Annotated in this window: 19 protein-coding genes; 8 read left to right on the top strand and 11 right to left on the bottom strand. The window is 52.7% G+C overall.

The features are described from left to right. The first annotated feature begins 256 nt into the window (after window positions 1-256). On the top strand, window positions 257-2,002 hold the full coding sequence (locus PY990_RS00200) for a PQQ-dependent methanol/ethanol family dehydrogenase (protein WP_275269879.1): 1,746 nt from the start codon (window positions 257-259) through the stop codon (window positions 2,000-2,002). A 275-nt stretch (window positions 2,003-2,277) separates the two neighbouring features. Here the strand turns inward: PY990_RS00200 and PY990_RS00195 are convergent, their stop codons facing one another. The 11 genes from PY990_RS00195 to PY990_RS00140 form a co-directional block, all read right to left on the bottom strand. Then, window positions 2,278-3,585: an OmpP1/FadL family transporter gene (locus PY990_RS00195; protein WP_275269878.1), complete on the bottom strand. Its 1,308-nt coding sequence runs from the start codon at window positions 3,583-3,585 to the stop codon at window positions 2,278-2,280. Between the two features lie 116 nt (window positions 3,586-3,701). Next, window positions 3,702-4,376: a hypothetical protein gene (locus PY990_RS00190; protein WP_275269877.1), complete on the bottom strand. Its 675-nt coding sequence runs from the start codon at window positions 4,374-4,376 to the stop codon at window positions 3,702-3,704. 201 nt (window positions 4,377-4,577) lie between these two features. Then, window positions 4,578-5,393 (bottom strand): ABC transporter permease, encoded by an 816-nt coding sequence (locus PY990_RS00185; protein ID WP_275269876.1) that lies wholly within the window; start codon window positions 5,391-5,393, stop codon window positions 4,578-4,580. Next, window positions 5,387-6,166, bottom strand: a complete 780-nt coding sequence (locus tag PY990_RS00180; RefSeq protein WP_275269875.1) for an ABC transporter ATP-binding protein — start codon at window positions 6,164-6,166, stop codon at window positions 5,387-5,389. Before PY990_RS00180 ends, PY990_RS00185 begins: the two co-directional genes overlap by 7 nt. Further along, window positions 6,163-7,359, bottom strand: a complete 1,197-nt coding sequence (gene pqqE, locus PY990_RS00175; protein WP_275269874.1) for a pyrroloquinoline quinone biosynthesis protein PqqE — start codon at window positions 7,357-7,359, stop codon at window positions 6,163-6,165. Before pqqE ends, PY990_RS00180 begins: the two co-directional genes overlap by 4 nt. Next, window positions 7,356-7,637 (bottom strand): pyrroloquinoline quinone biosynthesis peptide chaperone PqqD, encoded by a 282-nt coding sequence (gene pqqD, locus PY990_RS00170; RefSeq protein ID WP_275269873.1) that lies wholly within the window; start codon window positions 7,635-7,637, stop codon window positions 7,356-7,358. The genes pqqE and pqqD overlap by 4 nt, the downstream gene beginning before the upstream one ends. After that, entirely contained in the window at window positions 7,634-8,359 is a 726-nt protein-coding gene (pqqC, locus tag PY990_RS00165) for a pyrroloquinoline-quinone synthase PqqC (RefSeq protein WP_275269872.1), read from the bottom strand. The genes pqqD and pqqC overlap by 4 nt, the downstream gene beginning before the upstream one ends. Further along, complete coding sequence (gene pqqB / locus PY990_RS00160) at window positions 8,356-9,288, bottom strand: pyrroloquinoline quinone biosynthesis protein PqqB (protein WP_275269871.1); 933 nt, start codon at window positions 9,286-9,288, stop codon at window positions 8,356-8,358. The genes pqqC and pqqB overlap by 4 nt, the downstream gene beginning before the upstream one ends. Before the next feature lie 72 nt (window positions 9,289-9,360). Beyond that, window positions 9,361-9,435, bottom strand: coding sequence for a pyrroloquinoline quinone precursor peptide PqqA (gene pqqA, locus PY990_RS00155; RefSeq protein WP_083797182.1), 75 nt, complete (start codon window positions 9,433-9,435; stop codon window positions 9,361-9,363). Between the two features lie 255 nt (window positions 9,436-9,690). Continuing rightward, window positions 9,691-10,935, bottom strand: a complete 1,245-nt coding sequence (locus tag PY990_RS00150; protein ID WP_105028499.1) for a porin — start codon at window positions 10,933-10,935, stop codon at window positions 9,691-9,693. A 349-nt stretch (window positions 10,936-11,284) separates the two neighbouring features. Then, complete coding sequence (locus PY990_RS00140) at window positions 11,285-13,693, bottom strand: sigma-54-dependent Fis family transcriptional regulator (protein ID WP_413789470.1); 2,409 nt, start codon at window positions 13,691-13,693, stop codon at window positions 11,285-11,287. Window positions 13,694-14,008: 315 nt separating this feature from the next. Between PY990_RS00140 and pedF the strand changes: the two genes are divergently transcribed. From pedF to PY990_RS00105, 7 genes are all read left to right on the top strand, one after another. Further along, entirely contained in the window at window positions 14,009-14,464 is a 456-nt protein-coding gene (pedF, locus tag PY990_RS00135; protein WP_275269870.1) for a cytochrome c-550 PedF, read from the top strand. Between the two features lie 116 nt (window positions 14,465-14,580). Beyond that, window positions 14,581-15,453, top strand: a complete 873-nt coding sequence (locus tag PY990_RS00130) for a substrate-binding periplasmic protein (RefSeq protein WP_275269869.1) — start codon at window positions 14,581-14,583, stop codon at window positions 15,451-15,453. Between the two features lie 248 nt (window positions 15,454-15,701). Then, window positions 15,702-16,175: a 4Fe-4S dicluster domain-containing protein gene (locus PY990_RS00125; protein ID WP_275269868.1), complete on the top strand. Its 474-nt coding sequence runs from the start codon at window positions 15,702-15,704 to the stop codon at window positions 16,173-16,175. Between the two features lie 44 nt (window positions 16,176-16,219). Next, entirely contained in the window at window positions 16,220-18,067 is a 1,848-nt protein-coding gene (locus PY990_RS00120) for an aldehyde ferredoxin oxidoreductase family protein (RefSeq protein ID WP_275269867.1), read from the top strand. Continuing rightward, entirely contained in the window at window positions 18,064-19,437 is a 1,374-nt protein-coding gene (locus tag PY990_RS00115; RefSeq protein ID WP_275269866.1) for an NAD(P)/FAD-dependent oxidoreductase, read from the top strand. The genes PY990_RS00120 and PY990_RS00115 overlap by 4 nt, the downstream gene beginning before the upstream one ends. After that, window positions 19,404-19,655, top strand: coding sequence for a MoaD/ThiS family protein (locus PY990_RS00110; protein WP_275269865.1), 252 nt, complete (start codon window positions 19,404-19,406; stop codon window positions 19,653-19,655). The genes PY990_RS00115 and PY990_RS00110 overlap by 34 nt, the downstream gene beginning before the upstream one ends. 6 nt (window positions 19,656-19,661) lie before the next feature. Further along, window positions 19,662-19,964 (top strand): hypothetical protein, encoded by a 303-nt coding sequence (locus tag PY990_RS00105; RefSeq protein ID WP_275269864.1) that lies wholly within the window; start codon window positions 19,662-19,664, stop codon window positions 19,962-19,964. The last annotated feature ends 431 nt before the right edge of the window (window positions 19,965-20,395 follow it).

Below are 20,395 nucleotides of genomic sequence, written 5' to 3'. Positions count from 1 at the left end.
GGACAGTTTGTGTGTTGCTGAACAGGTGAGCTGTTGCAATGTCACAAAACTGTCTCTTTTTTTGCTTATCGCGATCAATGAAATCACTCTAATGAGGGTGATTTCATAAATCACTGATTTTATTGAATAAAAAAATTATTTAGATGAAATCTTCTACTTGGCATGAAGCTTGCGCTAAGTTTTCGTGGGTAGCCCTGACTCTGCAAACGAAGGGCGAGAACCTCAAAGTAACGGATGATGAGAGGAGAAACAAATAATGCGCAAAACTCTGCTTAGCGCGATGGTAGCAACCGCACTGGCGATTCCAGCAGTGGCCTCGGCCGCTGTGACAGACGCAATGATTCAAAACGATGCCAAATCCACAGGCGATATTCTCTCCTGGGGCATGGGTACAGAGGGTCAGCGTTACAGCCCATTGAAAGACATTAACGTATCGAACGTTGGCAAGCTGGTTCCAGCCTGGTCATTCTCGTTCGGTGGTGAAAAGCAGCGTGGTCAGGAAAGCCAGCCTGTGATTCACAACGGCAAAATGTTCGTGACAGGTTCCTATTCACGCATTTACGCACTGGACGCCGCCACAGGTGAAAAACTGTGGAAGTACGAGCACCGCCTGCCAGAAGGCATTATGCCTTGCTGCGACGTGGTGAACCGTGGCGCCGCCCTGTATGACAACCTGGTGATTTTCTCGACACTGGATGCCCAGTTGATCGCCTTGGACCAGAACACCGGCAAGGTGGTTTGGAAAGACAAGATTGACGATTACGCCGCGGGTTATTCCAACACCGCTGCACCCATCATCGCCAATGGTTTGGTGCTGACCGGTGTATCGGGCGGTGAATTTGGTGTGGTAGGTCGTGTTGAAGCACGCAACGCCAAGACTGGTGAAATGGTTTGGATGCGTCCAACCGTTGAAGGCCACATGGGTTACACCTTCGACAAAGACGGCAACAAGAAGGAAAACGGTATTTCCGGTACCACCAATGCCACCTGGAAAGGCGACATGTGGAAAACCGGTGGCGCAGCTACATGGCTGGGCGGTACCTACGACAGCAAGACAGGCCTGGCCTACTTCGGTACTGGTAACCCAGCACCCTGGAACAGCCACCTGCGCCCCGGCGACAACCTGTACTCCACTTCCACAGTTGCGATCGATGTAAAAACCGGCCAGATCAAGTGGCACTATCAGTCAACACCCAACGACGGTTGGGATTACGACGGTGTGAACGAGTTTGTGACCTTTGACATGAATGGCAAGCGTGTAGGCGCCAAAGCCGACCGCAACGGTTTCATGTACGTGAACGACGCCACAACCGGCAAACTGGAAAACGCCTTCCCATTCGTGAAGAAAATCACATGGGCCAAGGGCATCGACATGAAGACAGGTCGTCCGATTTTCGATCCAGCCAACCGCCCTGGTGACCCCACCAAGATGGACGGCAAGAAAGGCGAGACAGTGTTCTCTGCTCCATCCTTCCTGGGTGGCAAGAACCAGCAGCCAATGGCTTACAGCCCTGACACAGGTCTGTTCTATGTTCCTGCCAACGAGTGGGGCATGGAGATCTGGAACGAGCCAATCACCTACAAGAAAGGTGCAGCTTACCTGGGTGCTGGCTTCACCATCAAGACATTGCCTGGCTTTGACTACATCGGCGCCCTGCGTGCGATGAACCCCAAGACCGGCAAGATTGAGTGGGAAATCACCAACAACGCGCCTCTGTGGGGTGGTGTTCTGACGACCGGCGGCAACCTGGTGTTCTGGGGCACTCCAGAAGGTTTCCTGAAGGCGGCTGATGCCAAAACCGGTAAAGAAGTCTGGAAATTCCAGACAGGTTCCGGCGTGGTTGCTCCTCCCGTGACCTGGAAAGGCAAAGACGGTCAGCAGTACGTGGCTGTTGTGTCTGGTTGGGGCGGTGCTGTTCCCTTGTGGGGCGGAGACGTAGCCAGCAAGGTGAATTACCTTGAACAAGGTGGTTCCGTGTGGGTATTCAAGCTGATGAAGTAATCAGTTTGTGAAGTACACCAAACTGCCCCATGCGGGGTGGTTTGGTGAGTAGTGAAGTAGTAGAGCGTTTTAGAAGTGTTGTCATTTTCACCCCCAAGTTTTCTGCCTGCTCCGCAGGGAACTTATTGACGCAAACGGTTTGATCGAATTGCTCCTTGGGACCTTTTTCTGGCATTGATTGGGAGCTGGAAAAAGTTGTGGCGGTTTGAGAGTCTCCTAAACGAATGCGTCTTTTCTGCCCGGCCTTGTGCCGGGCATTTTTTCGTCTACAGCTTTTAGAACTTGTACGACACCTGACCAGAAAGAATGAATGCATCGCCTTCCGCGGTACCCAACACACGGGTTTGTTGGCCAGCAGCTGGGTTGCCTTCGGTGCTGTCAATTTTCGCCTTGTCGGGCATCACATATTGGAATGCCACATCAAAGGTGGTGGCTTTGTCGAACTTGTACTGTGAACCCACAGCAAAGGTGATGCGGTCCTCATCGGGCAAGCGAACCTTGCGGCGTTCATCGGGCACTGGCGTGATGTCGTAAGCCACACCGGCCTTCAAGTTGATGGTGTCGCTGTATTTGTAAATACCACCCACTGCAAAGCGCCAGCTGTTCTTCCATTCGTAATCTTGAACGCTCAATGGGGCTGCACCCGCAGGCGCGTTTTGTCGTTGAAAGTCCAGCTTTTGAATGGTGCTCCATTCGGTCCAGGTTGCATCGGTCAACAGTTGCCACTTGGGTGTCAGCTCAGTCACTGATGAAATGGCCAGCGAGGCAGGCAGTCTGATCTTGGAAGTGAGTTCACTGTTGGCAAAGAGAGTTGCAGCAGGGCCTGCGGCTGGCCGATTGTCGAAAGTGACATTGCCTTCCAAATCTTGCTCAATTGCTGAACGGTATGCGACACCCACGCGTGTCGCAGCCGTGACCTGTCCCATTACGCCAACGTTGAACCCGTAGCCCCAACCATCGCCGGCAATGGTGGTCAGTCCTTCAGTACCGCCAAATGGCGCGTAGTTGATTTGTGAACTGAGTTTGGCGTCCAGTTTTTGTGCCGAAACACCTGCGCCCATCGACCATTGCTCATTTACCTTGAACGAGGCAGAGGGGTTGATGTTCACTGATTTGATGTCGGATGTTACACCTTGAAAACGACCGTACCAGTCGGGCTGGAAATCAGTTTTCAAGCCAAAAGGTGTGGCAACAGACAGACCGAAGTTGATTCGATTATTGAAAGGCACAACAAGGTGAAAGTTGGGAATATAACCTTCATCGCCAAACTCGCCTGCGCTGCTGCCCGAGGGGCGACCTGGTGCAGCAGTACTGCCCTCGTTATTCACCTCGCCGTTCAGGTCAATGTAATGCCCACCCAGCACCACTTGGCGTTCTTTCAGGCGGCTCATGCTGGCTGGGTTAAACCAGGCTGCGCTGGCGTCTTCGCCAATGGCAGCTTTGCCTGCATAAGCAACACCAGCCCCGCTGGCGTTTTGTTCAAGCAGGGCAAAACCAGCGGCTTGGGCCGTTGTGCCCAGGCCAAGTCCAATGGCTGCAATCGCACAATGAATGATTCGAAATTGAAAGGGAGTGTGTGTCATGTCGTCCTCGTGGGTCCGTTTGTAAGAATGGAAATTTGCGAGGGATATTGTAGGTAAAAATACGAACGATCGTGCTAATAAAATATAGAGTTTTTCTCTATAAAATCTATTAAAAATTAGTGATTGTTGATTACTCGAGCTGTTAGCGCCGGTTGGGCGGACGCAAGGTTGATTGCAGGAAACAAGTGTTTGATCAAAAAGTTGAAGTGAAGGTAAGTGTCTATTGTTTTGCCAGCGGATTGGTCAATTGTTTTCAAGCATTGAATCAATGAACTCCCCGCTTCTTTACCTTCGCTGCAGTTTTGGGGTTCGGTTTTCTTTGGCTGGTACAGTGTATTTCCCAGCGCGGTACCCGCATAGGCACCAGCAACAGAGGCCAGCAAAGAGACCAAGGCCAGTTGATCGCCACGCGAAATGGCCAGAAGGGATTTTGCAAGGTAAACATGACCCAGCAAGCGAGCCAGCGACTTGACCGTGTGGCTGATTGACCCGCCAATCCCGATGATTACCGCCATTTTGGGAGAAAATACGCCGGGTGCCAGCACTGAGATTTGAGCGGCCAGGCCCATGGTTTTTGAAAGCTGGGTGAGCACTTGCCGAACTTTGGGTTGATCGGTGTGCGCCAAAATGGCGTTGCACAGCACGGTGTCCATTGTGTTGCGTACCAACCCCGACACAAAGTGGTTTGCCACTGGTTGTTGATAGGTGCAGAGTTTGTTTTTCCAGCTGCCATAGCCTTCACGAATTGAGTTTGCTGTTTTTTGAATCAGTTCTGCCTGATCGGTTCGCATGTTGAGGAGTGTTCCGCGCCGAGTCGCTTGGTGCGCAATCTTGGCGGAGCGAACGATGCTTGGTGGAAAACTTGAAAGACGTGTTGAGGGCGGTGTTGAATCCAGAGTTGGGAGTGACTGCAAACTGGAGGGCACTACAAGCATTTTGAGACGGGAAAAAAGTGAAGGCAAGCTAAGTGGACTTGCTTTATGTAAAGTTCCTTATTGATTCAATGGCACCGCTGCACCAGTTTGAGAAAACTTCCATGTGGCCACTGCCAGCATTGCGATTGTTGTAATCGCCAATACAGATGCACTGAACAGCAGGCTAAATTCAGCATGACTGCTAAATGCATGGCGCAGCAAATCGACACAATAGGAAAACGGATTCAGCAGAGACACCCAACGAGCCAAGGCAGGCATCGGGTCGATTGGGTACAGCGCACCGCTGAAGAAAAACACAGGAAAAATCACGAAATTCATCATGACCGCAAAGCCATCAATTGACTTGGCGAAGGTGCCGCACAGCACACCCAGTGCAGCGCAGCTAAGTGCTGCAAGCGCAGCGCCTGGCATCAGCACATGCAGTTGAGGCCACAACGTTCTTCCTACCCATGGCAGTACATCCTGCAGATCAAAACCCAAAGGAAACAGCAGCGTGTACAAACCTTCCAGCGCCAGCAGCAGTACGATCAACAGGCCCATCTGGACCAATGCACCAATGGCTGCCCCCAGGGTTTTTGCGATCAAAATGTGGTGAGTTTTGACTGGGGCGGTCACTAGCAATCGCATGGTGCCGGCGTCTTTGTCCAGCGCGATGCTTAGGCCGCCCACCATGCCGCCAAACAGCAAGGTCATGCCCACAATGCCTGGCAGCAAGCGGGCTGTGTAATCGCCACCAGCCAATGCCTGCATGCCGCCACCGATAATCCACAGCCAAAGCACGGGGCGCACCATTGCTGCGGCCAAGCGGTCACGTTGCTTCAGCAGTTTCTGGCTTTCACGGCGAATCACAGCCCAATAAAATTGCATCAGCATACGCGGTCGGCTCCACCATTCATTTTCCACACAAACCAGTCTGCCAAGGTGGCAGTGCGCACACTGGTTACGCTTTGATCAGGTAATTCGTCCAACGCTTGTGTGGGTGTACCAAGCCAGTTCAGTTCGCCTTTGTTCAAAAAGCCAACCCGGTCGCAGCTGCTGGCCTCGTCCATCAAATGAGTGGCCACAAATATCGTCAAGCCATCCACGGCCTGTAGTGTTTTCAGTGTTTCCCACACCGTGTTTTTGGATGGCACATCAAGCGCGGTGGTGGGTTCATCAAGAATCAGCACGCCGGGTTGATGCACCATGGCGCGCGCAATGTCCACCAGCCTTTTTTGCCCGCCGGAGAGGCTTCCTACAGTGCGGTTCAGCCAGGCTTGAATCGGGAAAATGGTGAACAGGTGCGCAAGATTGGCTTTCGCTTGAGCCTTGTTCAAACCTTGCAGGCCTGCGGCAAACATCAGGTTTTCTTCCACGGTCATGAAACGATCCAGCGACACCGACTGGAATACAAAGCCCAGATTTTTTCGAGCCAGGTCTGCGGCCCTGCGGGTGCTGTAACCCAGCACGGACAGTTCACCTTCATCGGGTGCAATCAACCCTGCGATCAGGCTGATCAATGTGGTTTTACCAGCACCGTTTGGACCAAGCAAGCCAAACATTTCACCCGCTTCCAGATCCAGGCTGACCTTATTCAAGGCCAGGCGATCGCCCCAGGAAAACTGAAGATTCCGCGCGTGAAGTCGTGTGGTTGTATTGGAGTTCAAGTGCCGTTTTTGCTCAAATGCAAGCTGTTGTGATCGCTGCGATACCATACCACGGGCACCTCAGCCGTATCGGCAAGGGTTTGTTGTTCCTGCTTTTGAATTTTCAGGTAATCGTTGGGATCATCGCGCCGCTGTGCAGCATCCACAAACGCAATCACCTTTTCGTGTTCCGGTGACTTGTGGCACACCGGGTCAGCGTTGGTGGCGTCGCCTGTAATCAGGTAGGCTTGGCACCGGCAACCGCCGTAATCCTTCGCTTTATCGGGGCAGGTGCGGCAGGGCTCTTTCATCCAGGCATCGCCACGATAGCGCGTGAAGCCATCGCTTTCATACCAAATGTGTTCAACCGTGCTGGTTTTTACATTCGGAAATTCAAAGCCAGGCAGCATGCGAGCGGCCTGGCAGGGCAGGGCGGTGCCATCCGGGCTGATACTGAGAAACACATTGCCCCAGCCGCTCATGCAGGGCTTGGGTGTTTTCTCGAAATAGTCGGGCACTACAAACAGCAACTTCATGCTGTTGCCCAGTTTTTCGCGCCATGCGGCCACGCGTTCTTCTGCATGTTTCAGTTGATCATGGGTTGGAATCAGGGCAGCCTTGTTTTTAAATGCCCAGCCGTAGTACTGCGTATTGGCCAGTTCCAGATACTCGACACCAAGCTTGACGGCCAGCTCGATGATTGAATCAATGTGGTCCAGATTCAAGCGATGTAGCACCACGTTCAGCACCATGGGCCAGCCGGCTGCTTTCACAGCGGTGGCAATTTCAAGTTTTTTTCCAAATGTTTTGGTGTCGCTGAGCGCGTCGTTGGCAGCTTGTGTTGCATCTTGAAAGCTCACTTGAATATGGTCAAGTCCAGCCGCTTTCAAGGCATCCAGCCGGGCTGGTTTCAAGCCGATACCCGAAGTAATCAAGTTGGTGTAGTAACCCAGTTCGTGGCCATAGGCCACCAGTTCTTCAAGATCTTCACGCAGCAGGGGTTCGCCACCCGAGAAACCGAGTTGCACCGCGCCCAATGCGCGCGCTTGCTTCATGGTTTCTTTCCATTCGGCGGTTGTCAGCTCATTCGTGTTGGTTTTGTAGTCCACTGGGTTGTAGCAAAACACGCAGTGCAGCGGGCAGCGGTAGGTCAGTTCAGCCAGCAACCAGAGCGGGCCAGCCGGCCGTGTAGTGAGTTCGCTCAAGCCTGTCATGCGTCCAGCCAGTTGCGGCGCGTGGCCTCTTGCAGCATGCTGCGCACATCTGCTTCCAGGCCCGTCGCGTTGAATTTCGTTTCAAGCGCAGCGACGATGTCCCCAACTGTCCGGTTGCCGTCGCACAACAACAAAATTTCGCTTGCGGACTGGTTAAGTTTCACCATGCCCTCGGGGTACAGCAATACGTGGGTTTTTTGCGCCTCTTCGTACTGCAGTCGGAACAAGCGGTTCAGCTTGGGGTACTCCGGTAAAGTTGGATTTGTCTCGGTGTTCATGGTTTTTTCGGTTTTGTTTTGACGGGTTTGTCAGGATAAGCCAGCGCAATTGCGTCTGACATGCTCCACAACACATCCAGTTTAAATTGAAGAATTTCAAGCGCACGTTCCTGCTGCGCGCGCGTCTTGAAATAATTCAAAGTCACCTCCAGACCGTGTTCCACATCACGCTGCGCAAGGCTGATCCGCGAACGGAAATAATTCAAACCTTCAGGAGCCACCCACTTGTAGTCTTTGGGCCAATTGCTCAAGCGCTGCTTGTGAATTTCTGGCGCGAACATTTCGGTGAGCGATGAACAAACTGCCTCTTGCCAGGGTGCACGGCGGGCAAAATTCACGTAGGCATCCACTGCGAAACGCACACCAGGCAGCACCAACTGCTGGCCCCACAGTACGTCCCTGTCGATGCCAACAGCTTCGCCCAATCGGCTCCAGGCTTCAATGCCACCAGCATTTCCTTCCCAACCATCGTGATCGAGAATGCGTTGAACCCAGCGGCGGCGGGTTTCGCGATCATCGCAGTTGGCCATCACCGCAGCGTCTTTCTGCGGAATGCATACCTGGTAATAAAACCGGTTGGCCACCCAGCCACGCAATTGCTCACGGCTCAGTTTGCCTTCGCGCATAGCCACGTTGAAGGGGTGGTGAATGTGATACCTGTCGCCCTTGGCGCGCAAGCGTTCTTCGAACTCTTTCTTGCTCCAGGCTTTGTTGCTGCTCATGCCAGAATCTCCATGCCATCGTAAGACACTTCAATTCCATTGTCGGCCAGAATAGCGCGCTCGTCGCCATGCTCGTACAAAATCGGGTTGGTGTTGTTGATGTGAATCAGGATTTTACGTTGGTGTTCAAATTGACGTAACTGGCTGATCATGCCCGAACCGCGCTTACCGGGTTTGTCAGTTTGCGGCAGGTGGCCCATGTCCGCGGCCATTTTTTGCGAAAACCCTTGCGTGACCATTTCATCTTCGGTCCAGAAGGTGCCGTCCACCATCAACACATCGGCCTGTTGCATGTAGGGCAGAATATCGGGCGTAATTTCTCCAAGTCCAGGGGCGTAAAATACTTTCTTGCCTGTGTTGGTGTCTTCAATCAACAAACCGATATTGTCGCCACGGCGTTGGGCGTAGCGGCTGGGGGAATAGGGGGGCGCTTTGCTGATTAGCGGGATTGATTTGATCTTGATGCTGTCCAGCGGGCTGATGGAGAAAAATTCATCGCATTCGGTGCACAGTGGGGTCCACTTCACGCCGCAATAAAACCCAAGCGTAGGCACCAAGGGTAAACCGTTGGTCAGGTCTTCCCACACAGCTGGGGTTGTGAACAGGCGCATGGGTGTTTTCCCCTCGCGCATCATCAACAGGCCGGTGGTGTGATCAATTTGCGCGTCCATCAAAATGACTGCAGATATGCCCGTATCGCGTGGGCCGCGGTTGGGTTGCAGTTCAGGGGTGTTTTTGATTTGCGTGAGTATATCGGGCGATGCATTCACCAATATCCAGTTGGCTGACCCGTCGGATATGGCAATCGACGACTGGGTGCGCGCGGTATACCCGGGCGCTTTGGCCCGAACGGCCTGGCAGTTGGTGCAGTTACAGTTCCACTGTGGGAACCCTCCGCCTGCTGCGGAACCCAGAACTTTGATTTTCATAGTTGCTTTTTTCAGGGGTAAAAAAAACCCCGCTAGCCTCAAAGGCTATCCGGGGTCGTGCGAACCGTCAAATTAACGGTTGGCGATGTACATGGTGATTTCGAAACCGAAACGCATGTCAACAAACGATGGTGTAGTCCACTGCATGAAATATCCTCCTTATGCTTTTTAAAATGCACCCCATCCCGAAGGGATTTGGTGAAGAACCAGGCTTGCGCCATGTTGTTCGTCCTCGATTATTTAAATAGCAATTCCTGTGCCTTGCACAGGTATTTGTCGGGAATTTTATGATGTGGAAAATAAGGGTGTTGTGGGTGTTGCAGATTGAAACAAAAAGCAAAAAGGCGCGAGCCTTATGAGCTCGCGCCTTAGGGTAATCGTTAACGGAGGGTGGTTAACGATTTAGAAGAACAGAATTGCACCGATTGCGATTGTGTCGGATTCAGCGTCCTGTGTGGGGCCGCCCAACTGGTACTTCACGGTGTTGGTGATGTATTCACCAGCAATCGTCAGGCTAGGCGTAAGGTTGTGATAAACACCCAGCGTCAACTGCTCACTTTCATCCAGAATGCGAGTTGCCGTTGCACGATCGTTTGCAGTGGCATCCAGGCTGGAGACACCGTAATTCACGCCGAACTTGGTATCACCTACCTTGTAAGTTGCTTGAACCAGGTAACCTTGAGACTCTCGTTCTTGGGCCAGTGCGTCGCTTCCGCCGAAACCAATCAAGGCAGTTCCAAGTCCGTCACCAGTGAAGTAGTTCGCGGTCAAGCCCAGTGAACCAAAGTTCAATGTGCCACCCACTTCAAAGCCGCTAATATCGGCTACTGGAGCATTGGTGTTTGTTTGCTCATTGCCTTGGCTGATGAAAGCACCCCACAACTTGCCCATATCACCCAAGCTGTATGTGGCCAAGCCTTGGAAGCCCAGTTCACGGTCGCCAGTTACTGACGCATTGCGAGCGACTGGCTGGAAGGCACCAGCGCTGACGCTCAAATTGCCAATGGCCGGTGTGGTGTAAGTGATCTGGGGTTGAAATTGGGTGTAAACATAACCGGAGCCGATCGAGCCCAAAGTAGTATTCAAAGCACCGTTAAATGCTGAGCCGCCACCCACTGCAAGCAAGGACATGTCGTTCAAGATTGCATTTTGACCAAACAAGCCGATATCGCGACCTGCTTTTACGGTACCCATGGTGGCATTGCCCACCGAGAAATAAACGCGACGCTGATCGCCCACAATTTGGCCGCGACCGCCGCCTGCATCGCTCAGGTTGCCAGATCCCAATGCACTGGAAGTTCCGCCATCGGTGGATGTGCCAGGGTCAATCGAAATCACAGCTTTCAGGTCGTAACCCTTCTGTGTGGTTGAGGCGGAGAAAATGATGAAGCCAGGCAGCAAGCCGTTTTGAATGTTTTGCTTGTCCACGCCGTTGGTTGCATCAATGCCGCAAGGATGCAGTGCTGTGCCGTTTCCGGTGAAAATGCCTGCACCGTCGCCCACGTTGTCGCAACTGGTGCTGGTGTAGTAAGCATTCACAGAACCAGAAATATCCATTTCCCATTCACCGGCTTTAAAGCCGATCGCGTGTGCCGAAGTCCCCATTGCTGCCAAGATGGAAGCTGCTACTAATTTTTTGCTGATCATAAGATCAACCCTCCAGTTTTAGTTTTTAAAGGTTGTTGCTTGTTTGTCTTCTAAAGCTCGCCAGCACACCGCAGAGTAGAACTGGCTTGAAGGGACTAGGGCAAAAGACATGCCAGTATATAAGCTATTGATTTTATTAAGATAAATGAAAATGTAAGGTTTTTGATGACAAGGTGAGGCTGTGCAGCCAGCCTGTGCCAGGCGGTGCGCTTTGAAACAGAATTGTGTGCGGCTGGAGCAAGTGAATGACAGTTTTGTGACAACTGTTCAGTTGATTTGTGCCAAAAAAAACCACCCTACAGTGGGGTGGTTTTTTAAAGGCAAAGTGTTGTTTGCTAAACGCGATTTTTTACTTTGAATTCAGGCGCCGGTAAATTGTGTTTCTGGAAATACCCAACATTCTTGCAGCTGCGCTGACATTGCCTCTGCAGGTTTCCAGCGCGTCTTGAATGGCACGGGATTCAAGGTCGTCCAGATTGATCGGATTTTCAACTTGAGCCCTTGCGGTGGCCTGTCGTGAACCCAGGTAACCTTGCGCCCGTGCATCATAGGCACGGGTGTCATAACTGTCTTCCTTGAAGCGTGGTGACTGCGCAAGCGCGTTGATATTTTCCTCCCGGCTGGCGGGTTTTGGGCTGTGTGTCCAGCTGTCGAACCGACCTTCCCTGAACTTACTGAATGTTTGGTCGAGGTTATTGCCTTTGCGAGCAACGGCCGGCCGGTGGTGAACCTGCACCTCAAATGTGCTTGGTTTGTTTCTGCCCGGTAACGCTGGCGAATTGTTGTGAACCGGTGTTGCGATTTTTGTTTGTACTGAAAAATTACTGCGCACGCTGAACTGTGGGCGTGTGTTTGCCGCTGGTGTTGTTGCGCGGGGGTGTTGTTGGCGCTCTTCTGTTTCAACGGGTTCTTGAGGCGCTGGCTTTGCGGTGTTGTCCAGTCGCAATGCACGCCATTCGTCGAGAAAGTCATCGGGCAGGTGGTCCCACTCAATGGTCTCTGCTTCATCCGTCATTACGCTGGCGGTGCGCAAAATATTGGTCAGCTGGCGAATATTGCCCGGCCATGCGTGAGTGGTGAACGCTTTCATCACCTCGCTAGACACCCGAATGCGTGGGTTGTGCGATTCATTTTCCAGAATGCGCTGAATGATTTTTTGTAAGTCAGTGCGCTCGCGCAAGGCGAGGAGACGAACGACCAGGCCATGAAGCCGGTAGTACAAGTCTTCGCGGAACTGTCCTGCGGCGATTTGATCGCGCAAGTTACGGTGCGTTGCGCAAATCACCTGTAGATTCACTGGAATGCTTTTCTGGCTGCCCAGTGGCGTCACTACCCTTTCTTGCAATACTCGCAGCAATCTTGCTTGCAGTGAAATCGGCATGTCGCCGATTTCGTCGAGAAACAGAGTGCCGCCGTTGGCTTGTAGAATTCGACCTTGGGAACCTTTCTTTTTTGCGCCAGTGAATGCACCGTCTTCGTATCCAAACAACTCGGATTCAATCAGCGTTTCTGGGATGGATGCGCAATTCACCGCCACAAAAGGCTTGTCGTGTCTTGGCGAATCGTTGTGTATGGCCTGCGCAAGAATCTCCTTGCCAGTGCCAGTTTCACCCAGAATCAAAATGGGAATGTCCTTGTCGATCACCTTGCCCACTTTCTCGATGATCTTTGCCACTTGCGGGTCGCCCGTGTTCAGGTACTTCAGGCTGGAGAGGTGATGGCTTTTTTGACAATGTGTGTTTGCTTTCTGGGGGGCTGGTGCATGGTTTTGAACCACGGCCGCTTCAGAGTTGTTTTTCACCAAACCGACAGAGTCAAAAATTCTGCCGCGGCCTACACTGCCCAAGCTGGCACGTGCGGTGACCTGGTTGCCATTGTGCAAACACAGAATGAGCGGAATGGGGTTACAGGTCCGGTAGTGGTCGATCAAGGCCGACAAAGGCATGCCAAAAAGAGAACTGAAGGTGTGGCTTTTCAGCGCATTGGCGGACATGCCAAACTGAACCATGGCCGCTCGGTTGGCAGCCAGAAACTTTCCCGCTGGCGAGAACGCTGCTGCGCCTTCCACCACAGAGCCGAGGAATTCGCCACGCTGGTGAAACTGGACAATAATTGCGTCTTGAAACGAGCTGTTGAACAAATGGTTTTCAATCATTTGTGCGGACATGCGCACCAGGCCCATGGTGTGGCGGTGGTAGCTCCGGTAGTCGCCGGTGACATCTAGCACACCGATGGCTACACCGTTTGGGTCGAAAATAGGCGCCGCTGAACAGGTCAGAAACCGGTTCACATCCAGAAAGTGGTCTTGCCCGTGAACCACGGTGGGCAATTCCTCGATCAGCGCCGTGCCTATTGCGTTCGTGCCCTTGTGTTCCTCACTCCAGGTGACTCCTGGGGCCAAGGCAACCTTCTGGGCCTTCACCAAGAAATCATCGTCACCCAGCGATTCGATGATGGTGCCGCTGGCATCGGTCAACAGCACCATGCTGTGCGTATTCACCACCTGCTCGTACAGGGTTTCCATAAAAGGAAGGGCGCACGACTTCAGCCGATTATTTTTCTCGATCAATTCCTTCAGCGCACTACTGGGCGGTGGGGCCATGTCCACTTTGGAGGTGGTGTCCAACCCAGCGGCCGTTGAACGCTGATGCGCACGCCGAATAAATTCGAGATGCCCTTCCGTGCCCGGGTCGATCAGTTCAATCACTTGGGCGTTGGATGCGAGGCTGCCTCCATCCCGCTCAGATAAGAATGCCATCCATGTCTCCTGCTTCTTGTGGTGCTGCGTTTTATAGGTATGGTTTTGGGTGCAACTTGAAGCGCTGAATGTTTTGTTTGTATTGATAGTTCAGCTACCACGTTGCCCAATGCAAGCACTGTGCCAACTCAATTCAATGTGTTTCAGAATGAAACACATTCTGATGAAAATTAGCACAGATTATGCTGGGGCACCATAGAGTTCGCGATTTGTCACAATTGGTAAAACTAATTCACAAATCCAAATGGATAGGGTGGCATGGGGATTGCAGTAGCTACCTTGTGTTGAATCATTCTTAGAAAGACAGGAGTTGTGATGTTAGTTCGTAAAGCCTTTGTGGCAACCATTTTTTCAATCGCTGCTTCAGTGGCAATGGCTCATGGCGATGTAACCCCGCAGGTTGTGGATGTGTCCACGCTGAAGCCTTTGGGTGACGACATGCTGGAGGCCAATCCTTACACAGGCGACAAAGAGGCCATTCGTGTGGGTAGCTCGGCCTACAACCAAAACTGTGCCCGGTGCCATGGCCTTGAGGCGGTGAGTGGGGGTATTTCCCCCGATCTTCGTAAAATGAACACTGAGTGCGATTCTTTTGCGGGCAAGAAAGCCAAAGAGCAGTGCAAGGTTGAAATTGATACTTACTACCGCAATTCGGTGCTGGGCGGCAAAGTTCGCGGTGACCGTGTCTACATGCCAGCGTTTGCAGGTATTTTGAGTCAAGAAGCCATTTGGGCCATCAAGGCGTATGTTGAAACCCGCAAGTACGAATAACTCGACTATGGTCATGCGGAGCGGGTTTGTTGGCTGAAACAACGAGCCGCTCCAATCTATTTCAGCATCAATTCAAAATAAAAAGTGCGCCCAAGGCACGGTCATCAGGAGACCTTATGAACGCGTTCGATTCAAATTTTAAATTCCCTTTGATTAAGTGGTTCGGTGCTGTTGCGCTGGGCTTTTCCTTTCAGCTTGGCGCCGCCGCACAAGAATTAAACGACTGGGCCAAAGTGCAGGCCTCTGGCGTGTTGACTGTGGCGGTGTATAACTATCTGGCACCTTATTCACACGAGGGAAAAGGCATTGATGTGGACATTGCCAAAGCCTTGGCGGCAAAGTTGGGTTTAGGTTTGCGCGTGCGTGCGTTTACTGAGGATGAAGAGTTTTCGGACGACATTCGAAACATGGTGACGCGTGGCCATTACTTGGCAGGTGCGCCCGCCGATATTTTGATGCATGCACCCGTTGATGCCTACATCATGCAGAAGGAGGACCAGGCCCTATTCTTCTCTCCTTACACCCGCGACGATATTTTTGTGGCGCGTAATATCAAGAAATTGCCAACGTTGGACAGCCTGAAGCCGTTCTCGGAAGCGGGCAATAAAATTGGCGCAGAAGCAGCGGCCTTGCCCAGTATCATGTTGGCCGGTGCTGATGGTGCCGCCTACGCCAACAACCTGGTCAACTTCAAAACACCCAAAGAAGCTGTTGATGCCATGGTGAATGGCGAACTGGTGGCAGTCATGGCTACGCGTGCCGAGTTGGAGTGGGCCTTGCATCAGCATCCAGACAAAAAAGCGGATTATTTTGTGTCCAAAGTTCCGCACAATTCTCTGCCACCCAAGGGTTGGGCTGTGGGCATGGCCACCAAGAAAAGCAACAAAGAATTGGCTGAAAAACTGACTGTGGCCATGAATGAGCTGAAGGAGAGCGGTGAGCTGGAGAAGATTTTCGCGAATTATGGCGTGAAGTACATGAGGCCATGATTTGAACTGGATTCATTCCGGTTTATGTGTACTAAAAGCCCTGTGATAGCACAGGGCTTTTTTGCTGCAACAGATGCTCCATTGTGAAACAACTGTGTTGCATCGGGAAAACCCCACGTGCAAAAACTCGGAAAAGTGTTGCCGGTACGGCAGTAATATTTCTTTTCAAGTTGGCAGGCTTATTGCATAAGTCAGCACCGTATGTAGTGCGAAGAAACCAATAAACCAAAAAAGCGAGGAACAACGGGATGCAAAAATCTCTTCACATCACGCCCGACAAATGCACGGGCTGCCTTCAGTGTGAAATGGCGTGTAGCTATGAGAACTACCAGGTGTTCAACACCTCACTGTCGCGAATCAAGGTATTCGACTTCCACCACACTGGCAAAAAAGTGCCTTACACCTGTACCCAGTGCGATGAGGCTTGGTGTTTGCATGCTTGCCCGGTTGAAGCCATTACCATGGACAAAACAAATGGCGTGAAAGTAGTGTCAGAAGATACCTGCGTGGGATGCAAGGTGTGCACCATCGCCTGCCCGTTCGGCACTGTCAATTATGTTCAGGAAACCGGGAAGGTTCAAAAGTGCGACCTTTGCGGCGGCGACCCCGCTTGCGCAACAGCTTGCCCGACTGGTGCAATTACTTTTGTGGATTCCAATTGGACTGGTTTGGACAAGATGAAGCAGTGGGCCGAAAAGCTGAGCAACACAGCTCACGCGTAATTCGTTGACCACAGAATAGAACAGAGAGAAGGGAGTAATACAACATGGCATGGACCGGTAAAGTACTGCGCGTGAACCTGACAGCAGGCACCTGCACCAGCGAAGACTTGAGAATGGATTGGGCGAAAAGCTACCTTGGCCAGCGTGGTTTGGCCACCAAGTACTTTGTGGAAGAAGTGAATGCGAAAGTGGATCCACTTTCACCTGAGAACAAGATTATTTATGCAACAGGCCCACTGACTGGCACGATGGCCTCCACTGGCGGTCGCTATTCGGTGATTACCAAAGGCCCGTTGACAGGCGCAATCGCCTGCTCGAACTCAGGCGGCTACTTTGGCAATGAACTGAAGAGTGCGGGCTGGGACATGGTGATCATGGAAGGCAAGTCACCTAAGCCCGTGTACTTGTTGATCGAAAACGAAAGCGCCAAGTTGATGGACGCGTCTGACCTGTGGGGCAAAAGCGTATGGGACACTGAGCCCGCTATCAAAACCAAGCACCAAGACCCGCTGATGCGTGTATGCTCAATCGGCAAGGCAGGTGAAAACCAGGTATTGTACGCCGCGATTGTGAACGACTTGCACCGTGCGGCTGGCCGCTCTGGCGTTGGCGCTGTAATGGGTTCCAAGAACGTGAAAGCCATTGCGGTACGTGGTACCAAGGGCGTTGGCAACATTTCCAACCCCAAGGAATTCATGAAGGTGACCTACGAGAAGAAAAAAATTCTTGCGGAGAACGCCGTAACTGGCACCGGCCTGCCTACCTACGGCACTCAAGTGCTCATGAACGTGATCAATGAAATGGGTGCGATGCCCACCAATAACCACCGCGATGTGCAGTTTGATGGCGCCAAAGACATTTCTGGCGAGAAAATGCACGAACCCCGCAAAACCGATGGCAAGGCCAACCTGGTGACCAACCAGGCTTGTTTCGGCTGTACGATTGCATGCGGTCGCATTTCCAAAATTGACGAAACCCACTTCACCGTGGAAAACAAGCCACAGTACCATGGTGCGTCCGGCGGTCTGGAGTACGAAGCTGCGTGGGCCTTGGGCTCGTCCAACGGTGTAAATGATCTGGAAGCACTCACCTATGTGAACTTCCTGTGCAACGAGCATGGGATTGATCCAATTTCTTTGGGTGCCACAGTTTCAGCCGTGATGGAATTGTATGAAATGGGCGTGTTGACTGAAGCGCAATTGGGCTGCAAGGCCCCGTTTGGTTCAGCAGAGGCGCTTGTGAAGCTGAGTGAAGATACTTGCAATGGCGTGGGTTTTGGTGTGGAAATTGGCCAAGGCTCCAAGCGCCTGACTGCCAAGTATGGCCACCCCGAATTGTCCATGAGCGTGAAGGGTCAGGAATTCCCGGCATACGATTCCCGCGGCATTCAGGGCATGGGCTTGACCTACGCCACTTCCAACCGTGGTGCCTGTCACCTGCGCTCATACACTGTTGCGTCTGAAGTACTGGGTATTCCCGTGAAGACAGATCCTTTGACAACCGATGGCAAGCCAGCCTTGGTCAAGGCATTTCAGGATGCCACGGCTGTGTTCGATTCAGCCGGTATTTGCGTGTTCACCAGCTTTGCCTGGACACTGGCTGATGTGCAGCCCCAAGTGGCAGCGGCCTGTGGCGATGAGTTCGACATGGCCAACCTGGAAACCATGGGCGAGCGCATCTGGAACATGGAACGCCAGTTCAACCTGGACGCCGGTTTCACCAAGGCCGATGACGACCTGCCTGCGCGTTTGAAGAAAGACGCTGCCAAGGTTGGCCCTGCCAAAGGCCTGGTCAATGGCATCGACAAAATGCTACCCGAGTACTATGAACTGCGTGGCTGGGACCAAGAAGGTCGCCCAACCTCTGCCACACTGGAGCGCCTGGGGCTATGACTGTAACCACTCCAACACGGCACGTTATCTTGGGTAACGGGCCTGCGGGGGTGGTCGCTGCCGAGCAAATTCGCAAGCAGCGGCCTCGCGATTCAATCGTCATGGTGGGTGCCGAACCGGAACCCCCATACTCCCGCATGGCCATTCCATACCTGCTGATTGGCAAGGTGGGCGAGAAGGGCACTTACCTTCGCAAAGATCCCGACCATTTCAAAAAGCAGAACATTCAGGAAATTCGTGCACGTGCTACCAGGCTGGACACGGCGGGCAAGAAAGTGATGCTCGACAACGGCGATGTGCTGGAATACGACAAGTTGCTGATTGCGACTGGCGCACGTCCAATTTCGCCACCGATTCCCGGTGTGAATTTGCCCGGTGTACACCCTTGCTGGACACTGGAAAATGCACGGCAAATCATCGAGCTGGCCAAGCCCGGTTCTCGTGTGTTGCAAATGGGTGCTGGCTTTATTGGCTGCATCATCATGGAAGCACTGGCTTTGCGCGGCGTGAAGCTGACGGTGGTCGAAATGGGCAACCGCATGGTGCCACGCATGATGACCGAAGGCGCGGGTTCCATGATTCGCGACTGGTGCATCAAGAAGGGTGTGGATGTGCATTGTTCCACCCGTGTGGAGGCCATTGAAGTGGGCAACCAGGCCGAGCAACAAGGCTTGATCAGCAAGATTGGGTCCGCCCTTGGTTTCGGCACGGCAGTGGCCGCAAAAGATGGAGCACCTTTGCGTGCAAAACTCTCAAACGGTGAAGTGCTGGAAGTGGACCTGGTGATTTCTGCCACGGGTGTGAAACCCAATCTTGACTTTCTGGAAGGCAGTGGCTTGCAGGTGGATCAGGGCTTGCTGGTGGATGATCACATGCAAACCAACATCAAGGATGTGTTTGCCGCCGGTGATGTGGCTCAGGTTCGCGACTTCTCCACAGGCGAGAAAACCGTGAACATGATTCAACCCGCTGCTGCGGACGATGCACGCATTGCCGCCCAGAATATGATGGGGCAGGGCACGCAAACACAAGGTAGTTTGGCGATGAACGTGCTGGATACTTTGGGTTTGATTGCTGCCTCGTTTGGGCAGTGGTGGGGCGCAGAAGGTGGGCAAAGCGTTGAACTGCAAAACAAGGACGAATTTTCTTACATGCGTTTGGAATTTCTTGGCGATGTACTGATTGGTGCAACCAGTTTGGGGCTAACGAACCATGTTGGCGTCATGCGGGGTCTGATTCAGGGCAAAATCCACTTGGGTGAATGGAAAGACCATTTGCTCGAAGATCCTACCCGATTAATGGAAGCCTATCTGGCTTGCGCTCAATCACAAAGTACATGGAAATTACCTTCAAGCTCTTTGCAACATTGACCGACTATTTGCCAACGAACCGCGTGGACAACGCGGTTCGTCTGCAAGTGAACAACGGCAGTACCGTGCAGCAAATCATCGATCAATTCCACTTGCCCGAAAAGTTGACCCACTTGGTGTTGGTTAATGGCGTGTACGTGGACCCGGCAGATCGAGCCACCAAAGTGTTGACTCCCGACGATGTGTTGGCCATTTGGCCACCCATTGCGGGCGGTTAGTTTCGCATGGCCATTTTCAACACCGACAAAGCGCTGGACATGTCGTGCACCGAGCGCGAGTTGCGTCGCTGGGTACACATGATTGCCGAGTTGTTTCCGATGACTTCAGAGCAGGCGGACTATGCGGATTTTGAAGTGCAGGGTGGTACTGCGCGAATTGCCTGGAAAGAAATGCCAGACCGCGTGATTGCTTTGGTACGTTTAAGACGCATGGAGGTAACACTGGCGTTTTCTGATGGTGTGCCTGCCGATGCGAGGGCGCATTTCTCGAAGCAGTTTCAGATGCACACCTTGCGGGGTGGAGGCTGACGGTAGATGCTGGTGCTTGGTGCTTGGTGCTCGGTGCTTGGTGCTTGGTGCTTGGTCAGGCTTGGGTGCAGTACCGATTGGCCTAAGCAATGCTTCTGATTCCGGCTTGATGCTTCTGGCTTGGGGCATGCGAAACGCGAACGCGTCTTCGCATCGGTTCCTTTAGGAACCGCCCCGCGCTGCGAAGCCGCCGGGAAGCCTTGCAAAGCCGGCCAGCCGGTACTGCACCCAAGCCTCACCTGACCACACTGCACACCGCGCACCGCTAGTCTCTGGCGCAGTTGCCAGCGCGCTCCGGTGGCAATACCCTCGCAGCGCCGATCAAGAAAACCTGCCCTTGGTGTTGAATTCACCGTCCGTTCGGCAAGGCCGAAAGCGCAGCCCGCCCGCTGTTTAGCGGGTGCGCTTAGGGCGGTTAATCAATAACAAGG

This window comes from Limnobacter olei (assembly GCF_029087225.1).
In the GTDB taxonomy this organism is placed as follows: domain Bacteria; phylum Pseudomonadota; class Gammaproteobacteria; order Burkholderiales; family Burkholderiaceae_B; genus Limnobacter; species Limnobacter olei.
Note: the sequence above shows the minus strand (reverse complement) of the source record. Positions and strands in the feature narration are given on the sequence as shown.

Bases quoted from the DNA above. Each gene is read 5' to 3' on its own strand.
- PY990_RS00200 (WP_275269879.1), top strand. From the start codon at position 257: ATGCGCAAAACTCTGCTTAGCGCGATGGTAGCAACCGCACTGGCGATT.
- PY990_RS00195 (WP_275269878.1), bottom strand. From the start codon at position 3,585: ATGACACACACTCCCTTTCAATTTCGAATCATTCATTGTGCGATTGCA.
- PY990_RS00190 (WP_275269877.1), bottom strand. From the start codon at position 4,376: ATGCGAACCGATCAGGCAGAACTGATTCAAAAAACAGCAAACTCAATT.
- PY990_RS00185 (WP_275269876.1), bottom strand. From the start codon at position 5,393: ATGCTGATGCAATTTTATTGGGCTGTGATTCGCCGTGAAAGCCAGAAA.
- pqqE (WP_275269874.1), bottom strand. From the start codon at position 7,359: ATGACAGGCTTGAGCGAACTCACTACACGGCCGGCTGGCCCGCTCTGG.
- pqqD (WP_275269873.1), bottom strand. From the start codon at position 7,637: ATGAACACCGAGACAAATCCAACTTTACCGGAGTACCCCAAGCTGAAC.
- pqqC (WP_275269872.1), bottom strand. From the start codon at position 8,359: ATGAGCAGCAACAAAGCCTGGAGCAAGAAAGAGTTCGAAGAACGCTTG.
- pqqB (WP_275269871.1), bottom strand. From the start codon at position 9,288: ATGAAAATCAAAGTTCTGGGTTCCGCAGCAGGCGGAGGGTTCCCACAG.
- PY990_RS00150 (WP_105028499.1), bottom strand. From the start codon at position 10,935: ATGATCAGCAAAAAATTAGTAGCAGCTTCCATCTTGGCAGCAATGGGG.
- PY990_RS00140 (WP_413789470.1), bottom strand. From the start codon at position 13,693: ATGGCATTCTTATCTGAGCGGGATGGAGGCAGCCTCGCATCCAACGCC.
- pedF (WP_275269870.1), top strand. From the start codon at position 14,009: ATGTTAGTTCGTAAAGCCTTTGTGGCAACCATTTTTTCAATCGCTGCT.
- PY990_RS00130 (WP_275269869.1), top strand. From the start codon at position 14,581: ATGAACGCGTTCGATTCAAATTTTAAATTCCCTTTGATTAAGTGGTTC.
- PY990_RS00125 (WP_275269868.1), top strand. From the start codon at position 15,702: ATGCAAAAATCTCTTCACATCACGCCCGACAAATGCACGGGCTGCCTT.
- PY990_RS00120 (WP_275269867.1), top strand. From the start codon at position 16,220: ATGGCATGGACCGGTAAAGTACTGCGCGTGAACCTGACAGCAGGCACC.
- PY990_RS00115 (WP_275269866.1), top strand. From the start codon at position 18,064: ATGACTGTAACCACTCCAACACGGCACGTTATCTTGGGTAACGGGCCT.
- PY990_RS00110 (WP_275269865.1), top strand. From the start codon at position 19,404: ATGGAAATTACCTTCAAGCTCTTTGCAACATTGACCGACTATTTGCCA.
- PY990_RS00105 (WP_275269864.1), top strand. From the start codon at position 19,662: ATGGCCATTTTCAACACCGACAAAGCGCTGGACATGTCGTGCACCGAG.